The following is a 19,522-nucleotide window of genomic DNA, read 5'->3' on the forward strand; positions in this document are numbered from 1 at the left end:
CCCGGTCAGCGTTTGCCGCGCGAGCTGGTAGCCACAAGTCTTCGCCAAACTTCTCCCTGTGGTAATGGGTCCTGGATCTGCGCTCCGCTGCCAGACAGCGCTACGCGCCTGCCCGTCGCTGCGCTTGTCCAGGACGACGACCGAATATATCTCGGCTCAATTGCGCTGCGGTTGCGTCGTCCGGCGGCGCTTGGTCGATTGCGTCGGGACATCAGCCGGTTCGTCCTTCAACGCGCCGATCTTGCGCAAGGCCGCATCCGCGGCGCGCTCGCCGCTTTCCCAGGCGCCGTCGACGGTGCCCCAAAGTGTCTCGTGGCTGGCTTCGCCCGCAAGGAACATGCAGCCGATCGGCTCGGCCAGAATTTTTCGCGAGAGCTGGCCGCCGGGCGAGGCCGCCGACATCGCGCCCATGACAAAGGGCGAGGCATTCCAGCGCGTGGCGCTGGTCTTCTGCACGGCCGCGGCAGCCTCGCTGCCGAACAGTTTTGTGATCCACTCCTTGGCGAAGGCGATCATCGCCTTCTCGCCCTGCCCCGAGAGCTCGCGGCCGAATGCGCCGCCGACATCGATCGAGCACAGCGAGGAGCCGCCGATATTGGCGAACAGCAGCGCCGTGCGCGTCGAATTGCTCTGCTCGATGAGGATGTCGTCGCGCGACAGCCCCAGCGGGTTTCCGGGCAGTTGCAGCACGATGTGATCGTAGCTGCCAAGGCCGAGCTTTGACGCGGCATCGAGCGTGCGCTTCGGGATATCGGGCGCAAACTTGATCGCCCCCGCGGTCAGCACGTTGGTCGAGACCGTGATGATCGCGGCGCGCGCAGTGATCTTCCCGGATGGCGTCTCCACGCTGACGTCGCGATTGCTCCAGACGATGCGGCTCGCCGGCGTCGACAGCGCGACCGGCGCCTGCTCGCCGAGTTTCGTGATCAGCGTGCCCAGGCCCTGGCGGCAGGCGATCGCGGCATTGCGGTCTTGCGCGCGCGCCTTGTCGATTGCCGAGAGTTCCCTCAGATCCTTGCCGGCAAAGCTTGCACCGAGCACGAACTCCGCCGCGCCGGCCCAATCGCCGAGATCCTTGGGCAGCACTGATGCGCAAGATGTATCCAGCTTGCCGCGCGCGGCTTCGTCGATGCCGCGGTTGGCCCGCACCAGCGCCGCCAGAAATTCCTCGGTCTCGCCGGCGCGCGCGTTGCGGCGGCCGATGCGCATCTTCTGGCCCGACGGCGCCGGCAGGACATCGAGCCCGGCGCTGCGCGCCAGCCGGATCATCGGATTGGTCTCGGGATTGTGCATCCAGCGCGCGCCGCGATCGAACGGCACGTCGAAGGTCGTGCTATCGGTGATGCAGCGGCCGCCGATCTGCGACGCCGCCTCCACCACCACGACCTTGCGATTGGCCGCCATGACGCGCCGCGCCGCGGCGATTCCCGCCGCACCCGCGCCGATCACGACAATGTCAGCCTCGCGGGGCAGGGTAGCGGCGGTTGCGCGCAGGACCGGCACTGCGGCAAAGGCTGCCGACGCCGATAGGAAGCTGCGGCGCGTGATAGTCATGTCATGGTTTCCGGAGACTTGCGGCGAACGGGAACAGCTAGCGAACCTTGCCGCATCCGGTGTTGCGCGGCAACTATCATGGTGAATCAATCGTGCTTGACCTCACAGAGCGATGAACCGAATTGCAAGACGTTTGGACCATGATAAGAGAAGGAAAAAGACGGTCGGAAAAGGCCGTGGGGAGTTCGACATGGGGACCGTCCTAGACTCAGCCGGCAAGCTCATTGCCGCGTACCTCTCGAAGGAGGTGCCGGGGTATGAGCCGTTTACGCCGAGCGACCCGGAGCATCTGCGCGGCGTCATCGAGTCCGGCGACGTGCTGCTGGTCGAGGGCAACAACCGCATTTCCGGCATCATCAAGTACCTGACGCAGTCGACCTGGTCGCATGCCGCACTCTATGTCGGCCCGATCGAGGGTGCCGAGGAGCCCGACGGCGAACCGCACGTGCTGATCGAGGCCAATATCGGCGAAGGCGTCACCTCCGCGCCGCTGTCGAAATATTTTCCCTATCACACCCGCCTCTGCCGCCCGGTCGGGCTGTCCCATGAGGACCGCACCACGGTCTGCCGCTATGCGATCAACCGCATCGGCTTCGGCTACGACACCAAGAACATCGTCGACCTGATGCGCTTTCTGTTTCCGCTGCCGATACCGCAGCGCTGGCGGCGCCGCATGATCGCGATCGGCTCGGGTGATCCCACCAAGATCATCTGCTCGGCGCTGATCGCGCAGGCCTTCGACGCGGTGCGCTATCCGATCCTGCCGAAGATCACCAAGGCCGGCAGCCGCGCCGCCCGCCGCGAGATCCTGCACATCCGCGATTCTTCGCTCTACATGCCCCGCGACTTCGACATCTCGCCCTATTTCGAAGTCGTCAAACCCACCATCGTGCACGGCTTCGACTACACCGCCCTGCACTGGGCCGACAAGCAGAAGCCGCTCGAGGAGGTAGCCGGCACCTTCAGTGTGTTTCCAGAAACGTTCCGTGCGCCGCCGCTCGTTCCTGAGGCGATTGACGAAGAGGCGCCGGTTCCGGCTGAAGAAGTGATCGCGCAACCTGCGGAGACGGTGGAACGCGTGACCGTCTCGGAGCATTTTCTGCTGCTGAAGAAGATCGCGATGTACCGCCCGACGCGACGGGCGCGGGTGCGTGAGAGGGCGGCATAGCTCCAATGTCGTCCTGGCGAAAGCCAGGACCCCATACCGCGGAATCTATCGATTGCGGGCGGTCTTGGTACCGGCAGAGAGTTCAACTTCTAGTCTTCGCCAAACTGCTCCCTGGGGTAATGGGTCCTGCCTTCGCCAGGACGACATCGGGGAGGTATTGTGCGCGCTCGCAATGGCGGAGTGCGTGAAAAGCCTACCGCTCCGCCCGGCCGATCACAGCCATCAGCTCAGCGATCTTCTCGCGCTGGTCCGCCTTGTCGCCGCTGGCGATCGCGTGCTCGACGCAATGGGCGACGTGGTCCTTCAGGACCTCTCCTCGACCCGGCGCAACGCGGCGCGCACTGCGGAAATCTGCGTCACGATGTCGATGCAGTAGCGGTCCTCCTCGACCATTTTCGAGAGGCCGCGAACCTGACCCTCGATCCGGCCGAGACGTTTTCCGACAGATGCCTTGATGTCTGTGCGCATGGCCTCTATATACCCCCCTGGGGTATAAGTGCAAGACCGGAGCATGACCATGAAAAACGCCGCACACGGGTACCATCACGGCAATCATGCAGGTCACGCTCATCATCATGACCACGACCACGGAAGCGCGCCGACGAAAGTCCGCGATCCCGTCTGCGGCATGACGGTCGATCCTGCGACGTCCAAGCACCGCTTCGATCATCACGGTGAGACCTTCCATTTCTGCTCGGCCGGCTGCCGCACCAAATTCGCCGCCGATCCCGCAAAATATCTCGCCAAGGAGAAGGCGCCCGAGCCCGAGATGCCCGCGGGCACGATCTACACCTGCCCGATGCATCCGGAGATCCGCCAGGTCGGCCGGGGAAGCTGCCCGATCTGCGGCATGGCGCTGGAACCGGAGGTCGCAAGCCTGGAGACCGGACCCAATCCGGAGCTCGCCGACATGACGCGGCGGTTCTGGATCGGCGGCGCGCTGGCGCTGCCGGCCGTGGTGCTGGAGATGGGCGGACATCTCGCGGGCCCGCACAATTGGATCGATCCGGCGCTGTCGAACTGGATCCAGCTTGTCTTCGCCACGCCCGTCGTGCTGTGGGCCGGCTGGCCGTTCTTCGTCCGCGGCTGGCAGTCGCTGGTCACGCGCAATCTGAACATGTTCACGCTGATCGCGATGGGCACAGGCGTTGCTTATGTCTACAGCCTGATCGGAACGCTGGCGCCGCAGATCTTCCCCGCCACGTTCCGAAGTCACGAAGGCGCGGTTGCCGTGTATTTCGAGGCGGCCGCGGTCATCACCGTGCTGGTGCTGCTCGGCCAGGTATTGGAGCTGCGCGCGCGCGATGCGACGTCGGGCGCGATCAAGGCGCTGTTACGGCTCGCGCCCAAGACCGCGCGCCGTGTCGACGCCGATGGCAGCGAGCACGAGGTCGAGATCGACGCGCTTCATGCCGGCGACCGCTTGCGCGTCCGCCCCGGCGAGAAGGTGCCGGTCGATGGCATCATTCTCGAAGGCCGCTCCTCGCTCGACGAATCCCTCGTGACCGGCGAATCCATGCCCGTCACCAAGGAGACCGGCGCAAAAGTGATCGCCGGCACGCTCAACCAGTCCGGCAGCTTCATCATGCGTGCCGACAAGGTCGGGCGCGAGACGCTGCTGTCGCAGATCGTGCAGATGGTCGCGGACGCACAGCGCTCGCGCGCGCCGATCCAGCGGCTGGCTGACCAGGTCGCCGGCTGGTTCGTGCCGACCGTCATCGCGGTCGCCATCGTCGCCTTCGCCGCCTGGGCCTGGTTCGGACCGGAGCCGCGGCTCGCCTTCGGCCTGGTTGCCGCCGTCAGCGTGCTGATCATCGCCTGCCCCTGCGCGCTCGGGCTCGCAACCCCGATGTCGATCATGGTCGGCGTCGGACGTGGTGCACAGGCCGGCGTCCTGATCAAGAACGCGGAGGCGCTGGAGCGGATGGAGAAGATCGACACGCTCGTGGTCGACAAGACCGGCACGCTGACCGAGGGCAAGCCGAAGGTGGTCGCGATCGTGCCGGCCACTGGTTTTGCCGAGGACGACGTCCTTCGGCTGGCAGCCAGTGTCGAGCGCGCCAGCGAGCATCCCCTGGCCGACGCCGTCGTCCGCGCGGCGAAGGAGAAGCAGCTTGCCCTCGGCCAGGTCGAGCAATTCGACTCGCCGACGGGCAAGGGCGCCACCGGCAAGGTCGACGGCAAAACCATCGTGCTCGGCAATGCCCGATACTTTGCTTCGATTGGCATCGACACCAAGGCGCTCGACGCAGAAGCCGAGCGGCTGCGCGGCGATGGCGCGACCGTGATCAACATGGCCGTCGACGGCACGCTCGCAGGCCTGTTCGCTATCGCCGATCCGGTCAAGGCTTCGACTCCGGAGGCCTTGAAGGCGCTGGCCGCCGAGGGCATCAAGGTGATCATGCTGACCGGCGACAACCGCACCACGGCCGAGGCGGTCGCGCGCAAGCTCGGCATCTCCGACGTCGAGGCGGAAGTGCTGCCGGACCAGAAGAGCGCGGTGGTGGCAAAACTGCAAAAGGCCGGCCGCAGCGTCGCGATGGCCGGCGACGGCGTCAACGACGCCCCGGCGCTGGCCGCGGCCGAAGTCGGCATCGCCATGGGCACCGGCACGGACGTGGCGATGGAGAGCGCCGGCGTCACCCTGCTCAAGGGCGATCTCACCGGCATCGTCCGCGCCCGAAAACTGTCGCAGGCGACCATGAGCAACATCCGCCAAAACCTGTTCTTCGCCTTCATCTACAACGCCGCCGGCATTCCGATCGCAGCCGGCATCCTCTATCCCGCGTTCGGTATCCTGCTGTCGCCGATCATCGCGGCGGCCGCGATGGCGCTGTCGTCGGTGAGCGTGGTCGGGAATGCGCTGCGGCTTCGTACGACACGGCTGTGAGGGTGACAAAATCCATGTAAAACAGGTTCATTCGGCGGTACACGCGGAGAGGATCTGATGCAGCGAATAACGATCACGATCGAGGACGATTTGCTGGCGGAGATCGACGCCGCGGCGGAAGCCCGCGGCTACCAGAACCGCAGCGAGATCATCCGCGACCTCGCGCGCGCGGGCCTGCAACGGAGCACCGAGGACAGCGCGCAGACCGGCCCTTGCGTCGCCGGCCTCGTCTATGTCTACGACCACGCCGCGCGCGATCTCTCAAAGCGCCTGGTGCAGGAATTCCACGGCCATCACGACCTCGCGCTGGCGACCCTGCACGTCCACCTCGATGACAACAATTGCATGGAGATGACGGCGCTGCGCGGCGACGCCTCCGAGGTCAAGCATTTCGCCGACCACATCATCGCCGAACGCGGCGTCCGCTACGGCCGCGTGGTGATGATCCCGACCGGGGAAGGCAAGCAGGCGAAGCCGCGGAAGCATGCGCATCGACATGAGTAGCTCCTCTGCCACTCCCCGCACGCGGGGAGTGGCAATAGAAACTCACGCCGCGAGTAGATTCTGCAGCGCTTCGCCATTGGGGACGCCGAGGCCGGAGCAGGCGTCCCAGCCGGGGCCGGCCTTGTACATGCCGTGCAGATCGCCGGTGATGTCGTTATGGCCGACCGTGATGTCGCGGAACACGCCTTGCGCATGCGAAGCGTAGATCAGCGGATTGATGAAGCCGACCGTCTTGCCGAATTTCTTGGTCGTGGCCTCGTTGATGCGGGCGAGCAGTCCGGCCATCAGCGGCGCCACCGCGCTGGTGCCGCCGATCGTGGTGCCGACGCCGTTGAGAAAGATCCGGTAGCCGGTCGCCGGATCGGCATCGCCGGAGATATCGGGCACGCCGCGGCCGTGCTGGTGCGTCGGCGATTTCGGCACATGCGCGTGGGCCTGGTATTTCGGCTGCGCGAACACGACGCTGACACCGCCGCCGCCCGCGCCGCCCTGCAGCCCGCCGTTCCAGACAACCTCGTTGATGTGGCCGTTCGGCGCTTTCAGATTGGTGCCGCCGCACGCAAGGGCAAACGGACTCGAGGCCGGGAAGTCGGCATGCGGCATGCCGTCCCAATCCTCGCCCATGTCAGCCGAACCGTTGTCGCCGGAGGCGACGCAGACGGTGACGCCCATCGCGGCGGCATCACGGATCGCCTCGTTCAGGCCGTCGACGAATTGCTGCGAGCCTTCCTGGTCTTCCGGCCCGCCCCAGCTGATCGAGATCACCGAGGGTTTTCGCGCGGTGTCGTGGACTGCGGCTTTCACCGCGTCGATGAAGCCGTTGGTGGTGTTGGGCGCGAAATAGACCACGATCTTGGCGCCCGGCGCGATCGCGCCGGCGACCTCGATATCGAGCACGACTTCGCCGTCGGCGTCGGAATGGCCGGGCTTGTTGGCGCCGCCGTCGACGCTCGCGGGAGCGATCTTCGGCATCGGAATTCCCGCCTTCTTGAAGAAGGTGCGCAGGTCCGACGTCTTGTAGCCGGCGCCCGTGGGATGGCCCTCCTGGTCGATGTCGTTGAGCTCGATGATGGCGATGCACTGGCCGGCGCCGGTCTCGCCGCCCGGAAAATTGTAGAGCTGAGCGATCTGATCGACCGAGAAGCTGCCGCCCTGCGCGGCGCGTGAGGACGCGCCCTTCTTGGGAACCTTGCGCCGGAAGTGGGGCTGCGCCACCGGCCGGTTGTCGAGGCCATGCACGCCGATGACGATATCCTGGAGATCGGCCGGGATCTGCACGCTGCCCTTGCGCATGCGATGGATCGCACCTTCGTACCTGACCTTGTTGAGCTTGACGCCGAAGGCCGCGCTGAGTGCCTTCACCGTGCCGGTCAGCTTCACCGTGCGGGATGCCAGGTGCACGCTCTTGACGTTGAGATCGTGATGATGGGCGAAATCGTCGAGCCGGGCGACGTCGGCGGGATCGGCGCCCATCTGGTCGGCGAACTCGGCACGCGAGAGATATTGCCGCTCGCGCGGCGGTTGCGCGCCGAGCGCCATCACTTGCTCGTCGTCGTTGCGCTTCGCCCGCAGGCGGACGCTGATCTCGATTTCCTGCTTGGGATCGGCCGCGCCGACGAGCTTGGCTCCCTTCGGCAATTTCCGTGCGCTATTCGCCAGCGCCACACGCTTGGTCGGGCCTGTCATGACTTCCTCCTTTTGTGATTGGAAGGCAGATTGTCGCATCTCAACTATAGGTGTAATCTCAAATGGAAATTGGTTCAGGCATTGCGCGATATTTTTTCAAGAGAGCCCTTGTTTGGCAGGGAAAATCTTCGAACGGCTCAAATCGGCACGGAATCTGTCAGCAGCCCCGACCATTCGATGCCAAGGAATTCGATTTAAAATTGCAACTGCAGGGCTCCCCTGGACCGACAGCGACACACGATGCCGTCGCCGCGCGACACCTTTGCGGTGAAGCGATCCGCCAAGGCGGAGAGGCAGGCGGCGACGGGTCAGCATCCCTTGCCGAAGCGACTTCAGGTGTCTACCTCTCACGGGTGATTTCGTGAGAGGGTGCCCCATGCTGGATGCCGCCGTGAAGGCGTTGTCGCAAATGATCTCGCCGCCGATGCGCTCGATCCTGTGGCGATCGATCGGCGTTGCCCTGGTGCTGATCACCGTGCTGGCGATCGGTTTGCAGCGGCTGTTGAGCTGGTTTGCAACCTATGGTGAGACTTGGCTGGAAGGCCTGCTCGGGCCGGGCTGGCACTCGTCGCTCGAAGTTCTGGCCTGGATCGTCTCGATCGCGGCGGGCCTGGGCGTCGTGTTCGGCGCGGTGTTCCTGATGCCGGCGATCACATCGCTGGTGGCGAGCCTGTTCGTCGACGATGTCGCCGAACATGTCGAGCGCGAATACTATCCCGCCGAGCAGCCGGGCGTTGCGCTGCCTTTCAGCCAGGCGATCTACGAGGGCGTCAAGACCGCATTGCTGACGATCCTGGTCTATCTGATCGCGCTGCCGTTCGTGTTCCTGGCCGGCGCGGGCTTCCTGATCTTCTTCCTCGCCACGGCCTGGCTGCTGGGCCGCGAATATTTCGAGCTCGCTGCAATGCGCTTCCGCTCGCCCGAGGAAGCCAAGGCGATGCGGCGCGACAATGCCGCGACCATCTTCACCGCTGGCCTGATCATCGCGGCCTTCGTCTCGATCCCGATCGTCAATCTGGCGACGCCGATCTTCGGCATGGCCTTCATGGTCCACATGCACAAGCGCCTGTCCGGATCGCGCCCCGAGCTGATAGAGCCGGCACGCTCGATGCGGTGACGTCAATTACGTCACCGGCACCCCGCATTTGCGCAGCAGCATCTTGGCGAAGCCGAACGGCGCTGGCGTGAACGGGCCCGGCGGCGCGCGGGTGATCAGCGCGATGAATCCGAGCGCGACCATCGCCAGCCAGAAGCACAGCCAGAAGCCGTCGATATAGGCAAGCACATTGGCCTCGCGCTGGACGAAGCTTGCGAGCGTTCCGACCGCGCGCGCCGGCGCCGAACCGGCGCCATGGGCCGCGAAATGATCGGCGAGCTGCTTCAGAATTCGCACCACGTCGGTATCACCGACGGCAAGATTCTGGCCAAGATAGAAGGAATGGATCTGCTCGCGGACGCGCAGCCACGTTCCCATCAGCGCGACGCCGATCTCGGCGCCGCCGAGCCGCATGATCTGGATATATGCGGCAAACGAGGTCGCGCGACTGGGATCGGAGTTCGACAGCGCCATGATGATGATCGGCAGCAGCGTCAGCGACTGGCCGACCGCTTGCAGCAGCACAATGCCGATGAAGTCTTCGCGCGCCCAATCGTGGGTGAGCTGGGTGCCCCAGAGATTGGCGGCGGCAAAACAGGCAAATCCCAGCACCACCACTACGCGTGCATCGAAATGCCGGAGCAGCCAGATCGAGATCGGCACCAGCACAAACATCGGCAGCGCGCCATAGGTGAGCAGCAACAGGCCGCTCTGCTCGGGCCTGAGCAGGCCGATATTGCCGAGGAAGTTCGGCACCAGCGATGAGTTCGAGAGGCTCGTCAGCGTGTAGAGCAGGATCACGACCAGCGACAGGCCGATGTTGCGCGAGAACAAGACATTCACGTGCGCCCAGGGCTGGCGCACCAGCGACTCGTTGACGAGAAACCCCGCGAACAGCACTGCGCCAGCGACGAGCAGCGCCATCACCGTGCCGGAGCCGAACCAGTTCAGCCGGTTGCCCTGGTCGAGGCCGGCATAGATCATCGAGACCGCTGCGCCGAGCAGCAGCATGCCGCCCCAATCGGCCTCGCGCAGCAGCGCACGATTGACCGGCTCGCTCGGAGTGCCGAGATAGACCATCAGGCCCATCAAGGGTGCGATCACGACGCCCTGCCAGTACAGCCATTGCCAGCCGAGATGGTCGACATAGAAGCCGACCAGCGAGGACGAGGTATCGAGTGCGAAGCCGACTCGGATCGAGTAGAGCGAGATCGCCGGCAGCCACCAGCGGATCGGCAAATTGCGAAGCACGATCATCAGCGTCGCCGGCACGAAGGTCCCGAGCAACAGGCCGTGCACGACACTGAGCGCCATCAGTATTGGGTAGTCGCGCACGAGGGGAATGATCAGCGAGACGGCGGCATAGACCAGGCTCGGTATGCCGAGCACGCGCCGCAGGCCGAACACCGTCGCAAGCCACGCCACCGCCGGCGCGATGAGGATCTGCGAGCCGATGCCGGCGGTGGAGAGCCATGCGCCCTCGTCAAACGTCAGCGAGAACGCGCCGCGTAAGTCAGGCAGGCCAATGGTGGTCAGCCGGCTGTCGAAATTGGCGAGGAACGAGCCGAGCAGCACAGCGGCCACGGCAAACAAGGGCTGTGGCGCGACATCGCCGCGCGAGACCGGCCCGCGACTGGCGTCGTCATTTTCCGCCATTCGCGCCCGCACCGTCGGTGTGGATGCTGGTGACGACCGACATGCCTGGCACGAGCCGCGCCAGCAGCGGCTGGCTGTCGTCGAGCTGGATGCGCACGGGAATGCGCTGCACGACCTTGGTGAAGTTGCCGGTGGCGTTGTCCGGCGGCAGCAACGCTACTTGCGCGCCTGTCGCCGGGGCGATGCGCTCGACCTTGCCGCGGAGCTTTTCGCGCGGAAAACTGTCGATGGTGATCTCGACCGGCTGGCCCGGCTGCACGTGGGTGAGCTGGGTCTCCTTGTAGTTCGCGATCACGTAGACCTTCGGCAACGGCACCACGTTGATGAGGTTGGTGCCGATGTTGACGTAGTCGCCGGGCTGCACCTGGCGCTCGCCGACGACGCCGTCGAAGGGCGCCGCGATCTTCGTATAGCCGAGCTTGAGCTTTGCGCTCGCCAGCGTCGCCTTGGTGGCTTCGAGATCGGCGGCGCGCTGCTTCTTGGTGCCTTGCAGGACTTCGAGCTGATGCTGTTGCGCGGCGATCACCGCACGGCTCGCGCGCACGTCGGCCTGCGCCTTGGCGTAGCTAGCTACCGCCTGCTCGAACCGTTGCCGCGTGCCGGATTCGGTTTGCGACAGCGATTGCTGGCGCTCCTGCTCCTGCCGCGCCTCGACCTGCAGGGCTTCCGCCGACAGCCGCGCGGCCTCGGCCTGCGCGATCGTCGCATATTGCAGCTCGACCTGGTTGGCGAGATTGTCCAGCACGGCCTGCGCGGCGGCAACCGCGGCCTCGGATTGCGCGACCTGCGCCTGGTAGTCGGCGGGATCAATCTGGATCAGGAGGCCGCCGGCCTTGACGCGCTGGAAGTCGGTCACCGCGACGGTCAACACTTCGCCGGAGACGCGGCTCGCAAGCCGCGTCAGCTCGGAGCGCACATAGGCGTCATTGGTGGTCTGGATCGCCGCATTGCCGACCCATTCGTCGAAGCGCAACGTCGCCAGCGCAACGAAGGCGAGCGCGACAATCACCGCAAACAACGGGATCGCGAGCCGGCTCCAGAGCGAGCTGGCCGGCGGTTGTGCCGGCTTGGGCGGCGCGGCGGGTGTGGCGGCGGCAGGCGGCGGCGACGAGACTTGTTCCTGTTGACTCACGACATGCCCCCAAAACAACTTCGTCCAACCACAAATCCCACCACCGTCATTCCGGGACGGTCCGAAGGACCGGACCCGGAATGACGGAGCATGAATACTGCCTCAGACCGTCTTCTCCGGCCACCGGCAGAGATCGTTGATCAGGCACACCTCGCAGCGCGGCTTGCGCGCGAGGCAAGTATAACGGCCGTGCAGGATCAGCCAATGATGCGCATGCAGCATGAACTCGGCCGGGATCACCTTTTCGAGACCGAGCTCGACCTCGAGCGGCGTCTTGCCGGGCGCAAGGGCGGTGCGGTTGCCGACGCGGAAGACATGCGTGTCGACCGCCATGGTGTGCTCGCCAAAGGCCATGTTGAGCACCACATTGGCGGTCTTGCGCCCGGCGCCGGGCAATGACTCGATCTCGGCACGTGTGCGCGGCACCTCGCCGCCGAACTCGCCGAGTAGCTTGGCCGACAGCCCGATCACATTCTTGGCCTTGGTGCGGTAGAGGCCGATGGTCTTGATGTAGTCGCGAAGCCTGTCCTCGCCGAGATCGAGCATCTTCTGCGGGGTATCGGCGACCTCAAACAATTCGCGCGTCGCCTTGTTGACGCCGGCGTCGGTCGCCTGCGCCGACAGCACCACGGCAACAAGCAGCGTATAGGGATTGAGATGCTCGAGCTCGCCCTTCGGCTCCGGGTTGGCTTTGCGAAAACGGCTGAAGGCCTCGTGGATCTCGGCCTGCGTCCAGGGTCTTGTGGCCTCGAGCGCTTTCTTCGCGGCTGCCCTCGGCTTTGCTACGGCGGGCTTCGCCTTTTTCTTCGGCACGGCCGCTTTGCGCGGGGCCTGCTTGCGGGTGATTTTTGCCATGATCGGGATATACTGACGGACCATGAGCACAGGCAACGAAATTGAGCGCGAGCGATCTGAAAGCGAGAGCGAGCCGCAGATCTTCTCCGCGCTGCTGACGCCGCACCGCTCGCTGAACCGCACCGGCTTTCTCGCCGTGATGCTGTTTTTGAGCGTCGTCAGCTTCGTCACCGGCATCGCGTTCCTGATGATGGGGGCGTGGCCGGTGTTCGGCTTCTTTGGCCTCGACGTGCTGGTGATCTGGTGGGCCTTCAAGGTCAATTTCCGCGCCGCGCGGGCCAGCGAGGAGATTGTGGTCACGCCGTCCGAGTTGCGCGTGCGCCGCATCAGCCATCGCGGCCAGGTCGCCGAATGGACCTTCAACCCGCTCTGGGTCCGGCTCGACCAGGAGGTCGACGAGGAATACGGCATCGAGCACCTCTATCTGATCTCGCGCGGCCGCAGGCTCCTGATCGGCGGATTTTTGGGGCCCGACGAAAAGGCAAGTTTTTACAAAGCCTTGGTAGGAGCCCTGAACGCCGCCCGGCGCGGGCCGAGCTACAATCCGTCGACCTGAGCGGAGGTCGGAAATCGGGTGGTTTCCGCCAGGCACCTCCCCTACATTTCCGGTCATGATGACACTCGCCATACATGACCAGCGCCTGGCCAAGCCGGGCCTCCAGAACGCCGCGATGCGCGACTACGATTCCGTGCGCCGGGCGATCGCCTTCATCTCGGAAAACTGGCGCGCGCAGCCGACCATCGAGGCGATGGCGGACGCGGCCGGCGTCACGCCGGATGAGCTGCATCATCTCTTTCGCCGCTGGGCCTCGATCACGCCAAAGGCGTTCATGCAGGCGCTCACCCTTGATCACGCCAAGGGCCTGTTGCGGGACTCCGCCAGCATCCTCGATGCGGCGCTCGACTCCGGTCTCTCGGGCCCGGGCCGGTTGCACGATCTCTTCGTCACCCATGAGGCGATGTCGCCGGGCGAATGGAAGAACGGCGGCGCGGGCCTGACGCTACGCTACGGTTTCCATCACTCGCCGTTCGGCACGGCGATCGTGATCGCGACCGATCGCGGCTTGTCGGGGCTCGCCTTTGCCGATCACGGTGAGGAGAAGGTCGCATTGGCCGACATGACGCGACGCTGGCCGAACGCAACCTATGTCGAGGATCACGAAGGCACCGCCCCGCTCGCCCAGCGCATTTTCGACACGAAACTCTGGCGACCCGATCAACCGCTTCGCGTGGTCATGATCGGCACCGATTTCGAAGTGCGGGTATGGGAGACGCTGTTGAAGATCCCGATGGGCCGCGCGGTGTCCTATTCGGACATCGCCTGCAACATCAAAAGCCCGAAGGCCTCGCGCGCCGTTGGTGCCGCGGTCGGCAAGAACCCCGTGTCCTTCGTCGTCCCCTGCCACCGCGCGCTCGGCAAGAGCGGCGCGCTCACCGGCTATCACTGGGGCATCACCCGCAAGCAGGCGATGCTGGGCTGGGAAGCGGGTCAGTTGGGGGTGCAGTAGATTTACATTGTCGTCCCGGCGAAGGCCGGGACCCATACCGCGTGATCTATCGATGGTGGGTGGTGCCAGTCCCACGCGAAGACACGATAACAGCAAGTCTTCGCCAAACCTCTCCCTGTGCTTATGGGTCCCGGCCTTCGCCGGGACGACACGGAGTGTTGGGTACGCCGCTACGATGCCAGATCCAGCTTCGACGCCACCGTCGAATCCGCATTCAGCCGGTAGATGATCGGCACGCCAGTGGCGAGCTCGCGCTTCAAGATACCTTCGGGCGTGAGCTTCTCCAGCACCATGATCAGCGCGCGCAGCGAGTTGCCGTGGGCGGCGACCAAAGTGCGCTTGCCGTTGAGCACGGCGGGCAAAATCTCCTGCACGTAATAGGGCAGCGCGCGCGCCAGCGTGTCCTTCAGGCTTTCGCCGCCGGGGGGCGGCACGTCGTAGGAGCGGCGCCAGATCAGCACCTGGTCCTCGCCCCATTTCTTGCGCGCATCGTCCTTGTTGAGACCGGAGAGATCGCCATAGTCGCGCTCGTTCAGCGCGAGGTCCTTGCTGGTCGGCAGACCTTTCTGGTCGAGCTCGCCGAGAATGAGATCAAGTGTGTGCTGCGCGCGCGTCAGTACCGAGGTGTAGGCGACGTCGAACACGAGTCCCTGCGCCTTCAGCTTGCGGCCGGCTTCCCTGGCTTCAGTCACGCCGAGCTCGGTGAGATCGGGATCCTTCCAGCCCGTGAACAGGTTCTTCAAATTCCAATCGCTCTGGCCGTGGCGCACGAGCACGAGAAGACGTTCGCTCATCAACTGCTTTCCGTTTTGTTCAGATGTCGGTCAGGCCGAGCACGTCGGCCATCGAATAAAGCCCCGGACTCTTGCCGTGCGCCCACAACGCCGCCTTCAGCGCGCCGTGGGCAAACAGCATGCGATCCTCGGCGTGATGCGACAGCGTCAGGCGCTCGAACGGACCGAGAAAGCTCACGCTGTGGTCGCCGGCCGCGGTGCCGCCCCGCAAGGAGGCAAATCCGATATCGCCGGAGCGGCGCGCGCCGGTGATGCCGTCGCGGCCGCGCACGCAATGCTCGTCCAGCGCGATGCCGCGGCCGCTGGCGGCGGCCTGGCCCAGCATCAGCGCCGTGCCCGAGGGCGCGTCGATCTTCATCCGGTGATGGGTTTCGACGATCTCGATGTCGAAGCTCGGATCGAGTGCCTTGGCGACGCGCTTGACCACCGCGGCGAGCAGGTTGACGCCGAGACTCATATTGCCCGACTGCACGACCACCGCGCGGTTGGTGACGCTCTTGATCACGGCATCATCGGAGCCCGAAAGACCGGTCGTGCCGATCACGTGCACGAGGCCACGCTGGGCGGCGATCGCGACGTTGGCGATGGTCGCCGCCGGCACGGTGAAATCAAGGATGCCGTCGGCATCCTTCGACATCGCCCAGAGGTCGGCGGAGATCATGATGCCGTTGGCAGGGAGCCCTGCGAGCACGCCGGCATCCTTGCCGAGCAGGTCGGAGCCCGGCGCCTCCAGCGCGCCGGCCAGCACCGCGCCTTTGCTCTCGGCAATCGCCCGCGTCAACGCCCGGCCCATCCGGCCGCCGGCTCCAGCAACAATCAAACGCATATCGGACATGGTGTGATCCTCTCACGGCCGTTGTAGCGGCGGGACGCAGTTCCGGCAACCGAGGGGCACAAGCGTCGTCACGCCACGCACGCGTCATTCCGGGGCGATGCGGAGCATCGAACCCGGAATCTCGAGATTCCGGGTTCGCCCTCGGCGCCCCGGAATGACAATGCGCCTACGACGGCTACGGACCGTCATAGCCCTCGATGATGATGAGGTCGGCGATGGAGTGCGGCTGGCGCACCTTGATGTTGGCCTGGTATTCCGGCGAGTTGTAGCAGGTGATCGCGGTCTCGTAGTCGGGGAATTCGATCACGACGTTGCGGGTGCGGCTCTGGCCCTCGACTGTCGTGAAACGGCCGCCACGGACGACGAAGCGGCCGCCGAATTTTTTGAAAATCGCGTCATTGGCGGCGACATAGGGCTTGTAGCCCTCGTCATTGTTAACGTCGACGCGTGCGATCCAGTAGCCTTTTGCTGCCATCGTTCTTCTCCTGTTTGTTCAGCCCAATGCCTGCGCGATCTCGGCCTGGATGGCCTCGGCGACAGCCTTCGGATCGGCGGCTTCCACCACCGGCCGCCCGACGACGAGATAGTCGGCGCCGGCCGCGATCGCGCGTCCCGGCGTCATGATGCGCTTCTGGTCGCCGGTCGCCGAGCCCGCCGGCCGGATGCCGGGGGTGACGAGGTTCATCTGATGGCCGACGATCTTGCGCAAGGCGCCTGCTTCCTCCGGCGCGCAGACCAGGCCGTCGATACCGAGCACCTGCGCCTGCTGCGCCCGCGCTTCGACCAGCTCGGAGACGCCGAGCCGATAGCCGGCGGCATGCAGATCGTCATCGTTGTAGGAAGTCAGCACGGTGACCGCGAGGATCTTCAGGCTGGAGCTGCCGCGGCCTTCCACGGCGCCCTTCATGGTCTGCGGATAGGCGTGCACGGTGACGAAGGTCGCGCCCAGCCTGGATACGCTCTCCACGCCGCGCCTCACCGTATTGCCGATGTCGTGCATCTTGAGATCGGCAAACACCTTCTTGCCCTTGTCGGCGAGCTTGCCGATCAGCGGCAGGCCGCCTGCATAAGCGAGCTGATAGCCGATCTTGTAGAACGTGACGCTGTCGCCGAGCCTTGCGACCATCGCCTCCGCGTCCTCCGGACTCGGCAAATCGAGCGCGGCGATCAGGCGGTCTTTTGGGGCGATTTCGGCTGGCGTCATGTCACCTCACATCATGCGTTGGGAAATGTCGATCAACTGCCGCACCATCTCCTTCAGCGCGTCGATATCGGCCTGGTTCTTGAGCCTGTCCATATCGTCATAGGCCTGGTCGGCAAAGGCGAGCGTGAGCTGGCTGGCGATCACATTGGCGTGGCAGGAGGTCAGGATCAGCCGCAACGCCCCAACCGCGCGGGCAGCGCCGAGCCTATTCTGCGAGGCGCCTGCGAGCGCGAAGACACGGTTGCGGAACACCTCGCCGCGCGCCTCATGCGGATCCTGCACGCGGCTGACCCAGTCGATCGCGTTCTTCAGGAGCGGCGGCACCGAAGCATTGTATTCGGGCGTGACGATGAGCACGCCATGATGCGCGCCGATCATCCGCTTGAGATTGACCGCATGCTTGGGCACGCCGGACTTGGCCTGAAGATCGCCGTCATAGATCGGCAGCGGGAAATCGGCGAGCGAGATGCGGGTGACGTCGACACCGGCCTGGGCGAATTCATAAGCGGCCACCGCCGCCAGCTTCGCGTTATGCGAGCCGGTGCGCAGCGAGCCGGGAATGACCAGGATTTTGGGTGCGGACATCCAATCCAATTGCGTTCGGCGAAACGAGCCCGCCGCGCAAAGAGGAAGCCGGCGGAATTAGTCCTTGCGATACACCCAGACGCGAGCCGGCGGAAGGTTCATCCAGATCCGTTCCGAGGCCTCTGTGGACACGCCTGGCAGCGATTTCGGGATCGGCGGCACCACCGCGTAGGTGAACTGGACGAAGGGGGCGCCGGGTGCGAGCGCCGTGAAGGCGTCGCGAATGAGCCGCAGCCGCGTCAGCATCGGTTTGGTCACCAGCGGCAGGCCGGAGACCACGGCGGACGCCGGCGCGCTCAGGACGTTCCAGAGCGTGTCACGCAGCCGATAGGCATCGCCCTGCACCACCTTGGCTTGCGGATAACGGTCGCGCAGCAGCGCGCAGAAGCCGGGATTGTATTCGACCAGGACAAGACGCTTCTGGTCGACGCCGCGCTCGACCAAGGCTGAGGTGATGGCGCCGGTGCCGGGCCCGAGCTCGACCACCGGTGCGTCCGAGTTGACATCGACATAATGGGCCATGGTCCGGGCCAAAAGCTTTCCGGACGGCATTACCGCGCCCATGTGGAGGGGCTTTTCGATCCACGACCTTAGAAAGCGCACCTCGTCGTCAAGACGGGGCTTCTTCAACGCACGCGCGGACGATGGCAATGGCATGTCAGGACCGGACGGGACCGCGTGACCGCGGCGTGTCAGAAAATGGTCACAAAGACGTATAGGCCCAAGGCGAAACGGTCAAGACGAGTCAACTCGCCCGATTACCGAAGAAATCCTTGACCTTGGTAAAGAAGCCTTCGGATTCCGGCTGGGTGTTGTCGGAGGAGAGCTTTTCGAACTCGGCCAGCAATTCCTGCTGCTTCTTGGTGAGATTCTGCGGGGTCTCGACCACGACCTGGACATACATGTCGCCCATTTGGCGCGAGCGCAGCACCGGCATGCCTTTTGATGCAATGCGGAATCGGCGGGCGGACTGGGTTCCGGCCGGCACCTTCACCTTGGTCTTGCCCTTGTCGATGGTCGGCACCTCGAATTCGCCGCCGAGCGCCGCCGTCACCATCGAGATCGGCACACGGCAATACAAGTCGGCGCCGTCGCGCTGGAAGAACTGGTGCTGGGCCAGCGACAGGAAGATGTAGAGGTCGCCGGGCGGGCCGCCACGGACACCGGCTTCGCCTTCGCCGGCGAGCCTGATCCTCGTGCCGTCCTCAACGCCCGGGGGAATGTTGACCGACAGATTCCGCTCGCGGGTCACCCGGCCCTGTCCCGAGCAGGACGGGCAGGCGTCCTCGATCATCTGGCCACGGCCTTGGCAGCCAGGGCAGGTGCGCTCGAGGGTGAAGAAGCCCTGCGACTGCCGCACGCGTCCGGCACCGCCGCAGGTCGAGCAGGTCTTCGGCTTGGTGCCGGCCTTGGCGCCGATACCCGAGCAGGCCTCGCAGGTGACGGAGACCGGGATCTCGATCTGCGCGGTCTTGCCGCCAAAGGCTTCCTCGAGCGTGATCTCCATGTTGTAGCGCAGGTCAGCGCCGCGCTCGCGGCCGCCACGGCCGCGCTGTCCGGCCATGCCGAACAGGTCCTCGAAAATGTCGGAGAAGGACGAGGCAAAGCCTGCGCCGAAACCGGCGCCCCCACCAGGACCGCCCTGCTCGAAGGCGGCATGGCCGAAACGGTCATAGGCCGCGCGCTTGTCCTTGTCCTTCAGGATCTCGTAGGCCTCGTTGATTTCCTTGAACCGGACTTCGCTGGTGTCATCCCCCGGATTGCGGTCGGGGTGAAATTTCATCGCAAGCTTGCGGAAGGACGATTTCAATATGGAATCGTCAGCGTTGCGTTCGACTTCGAGGGTTTCGTAATAGCAGCGCTTGGTGGACATGTCTGACTCGGCCTATCCAATCGCGATTCAAGTCGGAGCGAAACAACGTCGCCACGCGACGATATAAGCGCCCTTCCGCCTTGCGGCAGGGGGCAGCACGGCGGAGTTGAGAATAACGGCTGGAAATTGATCGATCGTAACGGGAACACGGCCCGTCGAACCCGACACCAACGCCTCCCCCT

The 19,522-nt window shown here is 65.0% G+C and carries 18 protein-coding genes and 1 pseudogene; 6 read left to right on the plus strand and 13 right to left on the minus strand.

Annotated features, from left to right (window positions below):
* Positions 1–156: 156 nt before the first annotated feature.
* Complete coding sequence (locus tag IVB18_RS49455; protein ID WP_247987263.1) at positions 157–1,554, minus strand: NAD(P)/FAD-dependent oxidoreductase; 1,398 nt, start codon at positions 1,552–1,554, stop codon at positions 157–159.
* A gap of 190 nt (positions 1,555–1,744) precedes the next feature.
* Between IVB18_RS49455 and IVB18_RS49460 the strand changes: the two genes are divergently transcribed.
* Positions 1,745–2,722 carry a YiiX/YebB-like N1pC/P60 family cysteine hydrolase gene (locus IVB18_RS49460; RefSeq protein WP_247987264.1) on the plus strand — a complete coding sequence of 326 codons (978 nt, stop codon included), beginning with the start codon at positions 1,745–1,747 and terminating at the stop codon, positions 2,720–2,722.
* 193 nt (positions 2,723–2,915) lie between these two features.
* Here IVB18_RS49460 and IVB18_RS49465 read toward each other — a convergent pair.
* Positions 2,916–3,190 (minus strand): annotated as a pseudogene (locus tag IVB18_RS49465) (metal-sensitive transcriptional regulator).
* 43 nt (positions 3,191–3,233) lie between these two features.
* On the opposite strand from IVB18_RS49465, the gene IVB18_RS49470 reads away from it, so the two are divergent.
* Positions 3,234–5,612, plus strand: a complete 2,379-nt coding sequence (locus IVB18_RS49470) for a heavy metal translocating P-type ATPase (protein ID WP_276581212.1) — start codon at positions 3,234–3,236, stop codon at positions 5,610–5,612.
* A gap of 57 nt (positions 5,613–5,669) precedes the next feature.
* Positions 5,670–6,116, plus strand: coding sequence for a nickel-responsive transcriptional regulator NikR (gene nikR, locus IVB18_RS49475; protein ID WP_247987265.1), 447 nt, complete (start codon positions 5,670–5,672; stop codon positions 6,114–6,116).
* 42 nt (positions 6,117–6,158) lie between these two features.
* Here the strand turns inward: nikR and IVB18_RS49480 are convergent, their stop codons facing one another.
* Positions 6,159–7,802: a S53 family peptidase gene (locus IVB18_RS49480; RefSeq protein ID WP_247987266.1), complete on the minus strand. Its 1,644-nt coding sequence runs from the start codon at positions 7,800–7,802 to the stop codon at positions 6,159–6,161.
* 376 nt (positions 7,803–8,178) lie between these two features.
* Between IVB18_RS49480 and IVB18_RS49485 the strand changes: the two genes are divergently transcribed.
* Positions 8,179–8,919, plus strand: a complete 741-nt coding sequence (locus IVB18_RS49485) for a sulfate transporter family protein (protein ID WP_247987267.1) — start codon at positions 8,179–8,181, stop codon at positions 8,917–8,919.
* A 6-nt stretch (positions 8,920–8,925) separates the two neighbouring features.
* Here IVB18_RS49485 and IVB18_RS49490 read toward each other — a convergent pair whose 3' ends face one another.
* The 3 genes from IVB18_RS49490 to nth form a co-directional block, all read right to left on the minus strand.
* Complete coding sequence (locus IVB18_RS49490; protein WP_247987268.1) at positions 8,926–10,554, minus strand: MFS transporter; 1,629 nt, start codon at positions 10,552–10,554, stop codon at positions 8,926–8,928.
* Complete coding sequence (locus tag IVB18_RS49495; RefSeq protein WP_247987269.1) at positions 10,541–11,686, minus strand: HlyD family secretion protein; 1,146 nt, start codon at positions 11,684–11,686, stop codon at positions 10,541–10,543. The genes IVB18_RS49490 and IVB18_RS49495 overlap by 14 nt, the downstream gene beginning before the upstream one ends.
* A gap of 102 nt (positions 11,687–11,788) precedes the next feature.
* Positions 11,789–12,541, minus strand: coding sequence for an endonuclease III (gene nth, locus IVB18_RS49500; RefSeq protein ID WP_247987270.1), 753 nt, complete (start codon positions 12,539–12,541; stop codon positions 11,789–11,791).
* A gap of 22 nt (positions 12,542–12,563) precedes the next feature.
* On the opposite strand from nth, the gene IVB18_RS49505 reads away from it, so the two are divergent.
* Both IVB18_RS49505 and IVB18_RS49510 read left to right on the plus strand, forming a co-directional pair.
* Positions 12,564–13,097 carry a DUF2244 domain-containing protein gene (locus IVB18_RS49505; RefSeq protein WP_247987271.1) on the plus strand — a complete coding sequence of 178 codons (534 nt, stop codon included), beginning with the start codon at positions 12,564–12,566 and terminating at the stop codon, positions 13,095–13,097.
* 55 nt (positions 13,098–13,152) lie between these two features.
* A complete protein-coding gene (locus IVB18_RS49510) occupies positions 13,153–14,049 on the plus strand; it encodes a bifunctional helix-turn-helix domain-containing protein/methylated-DNA--[protein]-cysteine S-methyltransferase (protein ID WP_247987272.1) in 897 nt (298 codons plus the stop codon).
* A gap of 170 nt (positions 14,050–14,219) precedes the next feature.
* On the opposite strand, the gene IVB18_RS49515 is transcribed toward IVB18_RS49510, so the two are convergent.
* From IVB18_RS49515 to dnaJ, 7 genes are all read right to left on the minus strand, one after another.
* A complete protein-coding gene (locus IVB18_RS49515; protein WP_247987273.1) occupies positions 14,220–14,843 on the minus strand; it encodes a 2,3-bisphosphoglycerate-dependent phosphoglycerate mutase in 624 nt (207 codons plus the stop codon).
* Positions 14,844–14,862: 19 nt separating this feature from the next.
* Positions 14,863–15,678 carry a 4-hydroxy-tetrahydrodipicolinate reductase gene (dapB, locus tag IVB18_RS49520; protein WP_247987274.1) on the minus strand — a complete coding sequence of 272 codons (816 nt, stop codon included), beginning with the start codon at positions 15,676–15,678 and terminating at the stop codon, positions 14,863–14,865.
* Between the two features lie 175 nt (positions 15,679–15,853).
* A complete protein-coding gene (locus tag IVB18_RS49525; RefSeq protein ID WP_247987275.1) occupies positions 15,854–16,153 on the minus strand; it encodes a DUF1330 domain-containing protein in 300 nt (99 codons plus the stop codon).
* 18 nt (positions 16,154–16,171) lie between these two features.
* Positions 16,172–16,882: an orotidine-5'-phosphate decarboxylase gene (gene pyrF / locus IVB18_RS49530; protein WP_247987276.1), complete on the minus strand. Its 711-nt coding sequence runs from the start codon at positions 16,880–16,882 to the stop codon at positions 16,172–16,174.
* A 6-nt stretch (positions 16,883–16,888) separates the two neighbouring features.
* A complete protein-coding gene (locus IVB18_RS49535) occupies positions 16,889–17,467 on the minus strand; it encodes an NAD(P)H-dependent oxidoreductase (protein ID WP_247987277.1) in 579 nt (192 codons plus the stop codon).
* A 57-nt stretch (positions 17,468–17,524) separates the two neighbouring features.
* Positions 17,525–18,124, minus strand: coding sequence for an rRNA adenine N-6-methyltransferase family protein (locus tag IVB18_RS49540; protein ID WP_007598495.1), 600 nt, complete (start codon positions 18,122–18,124; stop codon positions 17,525–17,527).
* A gap of 88 nt (positions 18,125–18,212) precedes the next feature.
* The gene (dnaJ, locus tag IVB18_RS49545) at positions 18,213–19,340 is read right to left on the minus strand and encodes a molecular chaperone DnaJ (protein ID WP_247987278.1); all 1,128 of its coding nucleotides are present in this window, start codon (positions 19,338–19,340) and stop codon (positions 18,213–18,215) included.
* Positions 19,341–19,522: the final 182 nt, after the last annotated feature.

This window comes from Bradyrhizobium sp. 186, assembly GCF_023101685.1.
Lineage (GTDB): Bacteria > Pseudomonadota > Alphaproteobacteria > Rhizobiales > Xanthobacteraceae > Bradyrhizobium.

Coding starts and splice junctions, on each gene's coding strand:
- IVB18_RS49535 (WP_247987277.1), bottom strand. CDS start 17,467: ATGTCCGCACCCAAAATCCTGGTCATTCCCGGCTCGCTGCGCACCGGC.
- IVB18_RS49460 (WP_247987264.1), top strand. CDS start 1,745: ATGGGGACCGTCCTAGACTCAGCCGGCAAGCTCATTGCCGCGTACCTC.
- IVB18_RS49510 (WP_247987272.1), top strand. CDS start 13,153: ATGATGACACTCGCCATACATGACCAGCGCCTGGCCAAGCCGGGCCTC.
- IVB18_RS49540 (WP_007598495.1), bottom strand. CDS start 18,124: ATGCCATTGCCATCGTCCGCGCGTGCGTTGAAGAAGCCCCGTCTTGAC.
- IVB18_RS49525 (WP_247987275.1), bottom strand. CDS start 16,153: ATGGCAGCAAAAGGCTACTGGATCGCACGCGTCGACGTTAACAATGAC.
- IVB18_RS49480 (WP_247987266.1), bottom strand. CDS start 7,802: ATGACAGGCCCGACCAAGCGTGTGGCGCTGGCGAATAGCGCACGGAAA.
- pyrF (WP_247987276.1), bottom strand. CDS start 16,882: ATGACGCCAGCCGAAATCGCCCCAAAAGACCGCCTGATCGCCGCGCTC.
- IVB18_RS49505 (WP_247987271.1), top strand. CDS start 12,564: ATGAGCACAGGCAACGAAATTGAGCGCGAGCGATCTGAAAGCGAGAGC.
- dapB (WP_247987274.1), bottom strand. CDS start 15,678: ATGTCCGATATGCGTTTGATTGTTGCTGGAGCCGGCGGCCGGATGGGC.
- IVB18_RS49470 (WP_276581212.1), top strand. CDS start 3,234: ATGACCATGAAAAACGCCGCACACGGGTACCATCACGGCAATCATGCA.
- IVB18_RS49455 (WP_247987263.1), bottom strand. CDS start 1,554: ATGACTATCACGCGCCGCAGCTTCCTATCGGCGTCGGCAGCCTTTGCC.
- IVB18_RS49485 (WP_247987267.1), top strand. CDS start 8,179: ATGCTGGATGCCGCCGTGAAGGCGTTGTCGCAAATGATCTCGCCGCCG.
- nth (WP_247987270.1), bottom strand. CDS start 12,541: ATGGCAAAAATCACCCGCAAGCAGGCCCCGCGCAAAGCGGCCGTGCCG.
- IVB18_RS49515 (WP_247987273.1), bottom strand. CDS start 14,843: ATGAGCGAACGTCTTCTCGTGCTCGTGCGCCACGGCCAGAGCGATTGG.
- dnaJ (WP_247987278.1), bottom strand. CDS start 19,340: ATGTCCACCAAGCGCTGCTATTACGAAACCCTCGAAGTCGAACGCAAC.
- IVB18_RS49490 (WP_247987268.1), bottom strand. CDS start 10,554: ATGGCGGAAAATGACGACGCCAGTCGCGGGCCGGTCTCGCGCGGCGAT.
- nikR (WP_247987265.1), top strand. CDS start 5,670: ATGCAGCGAATAACGATCACGATCGAGGACGATTTGCTGGCGGAGATC.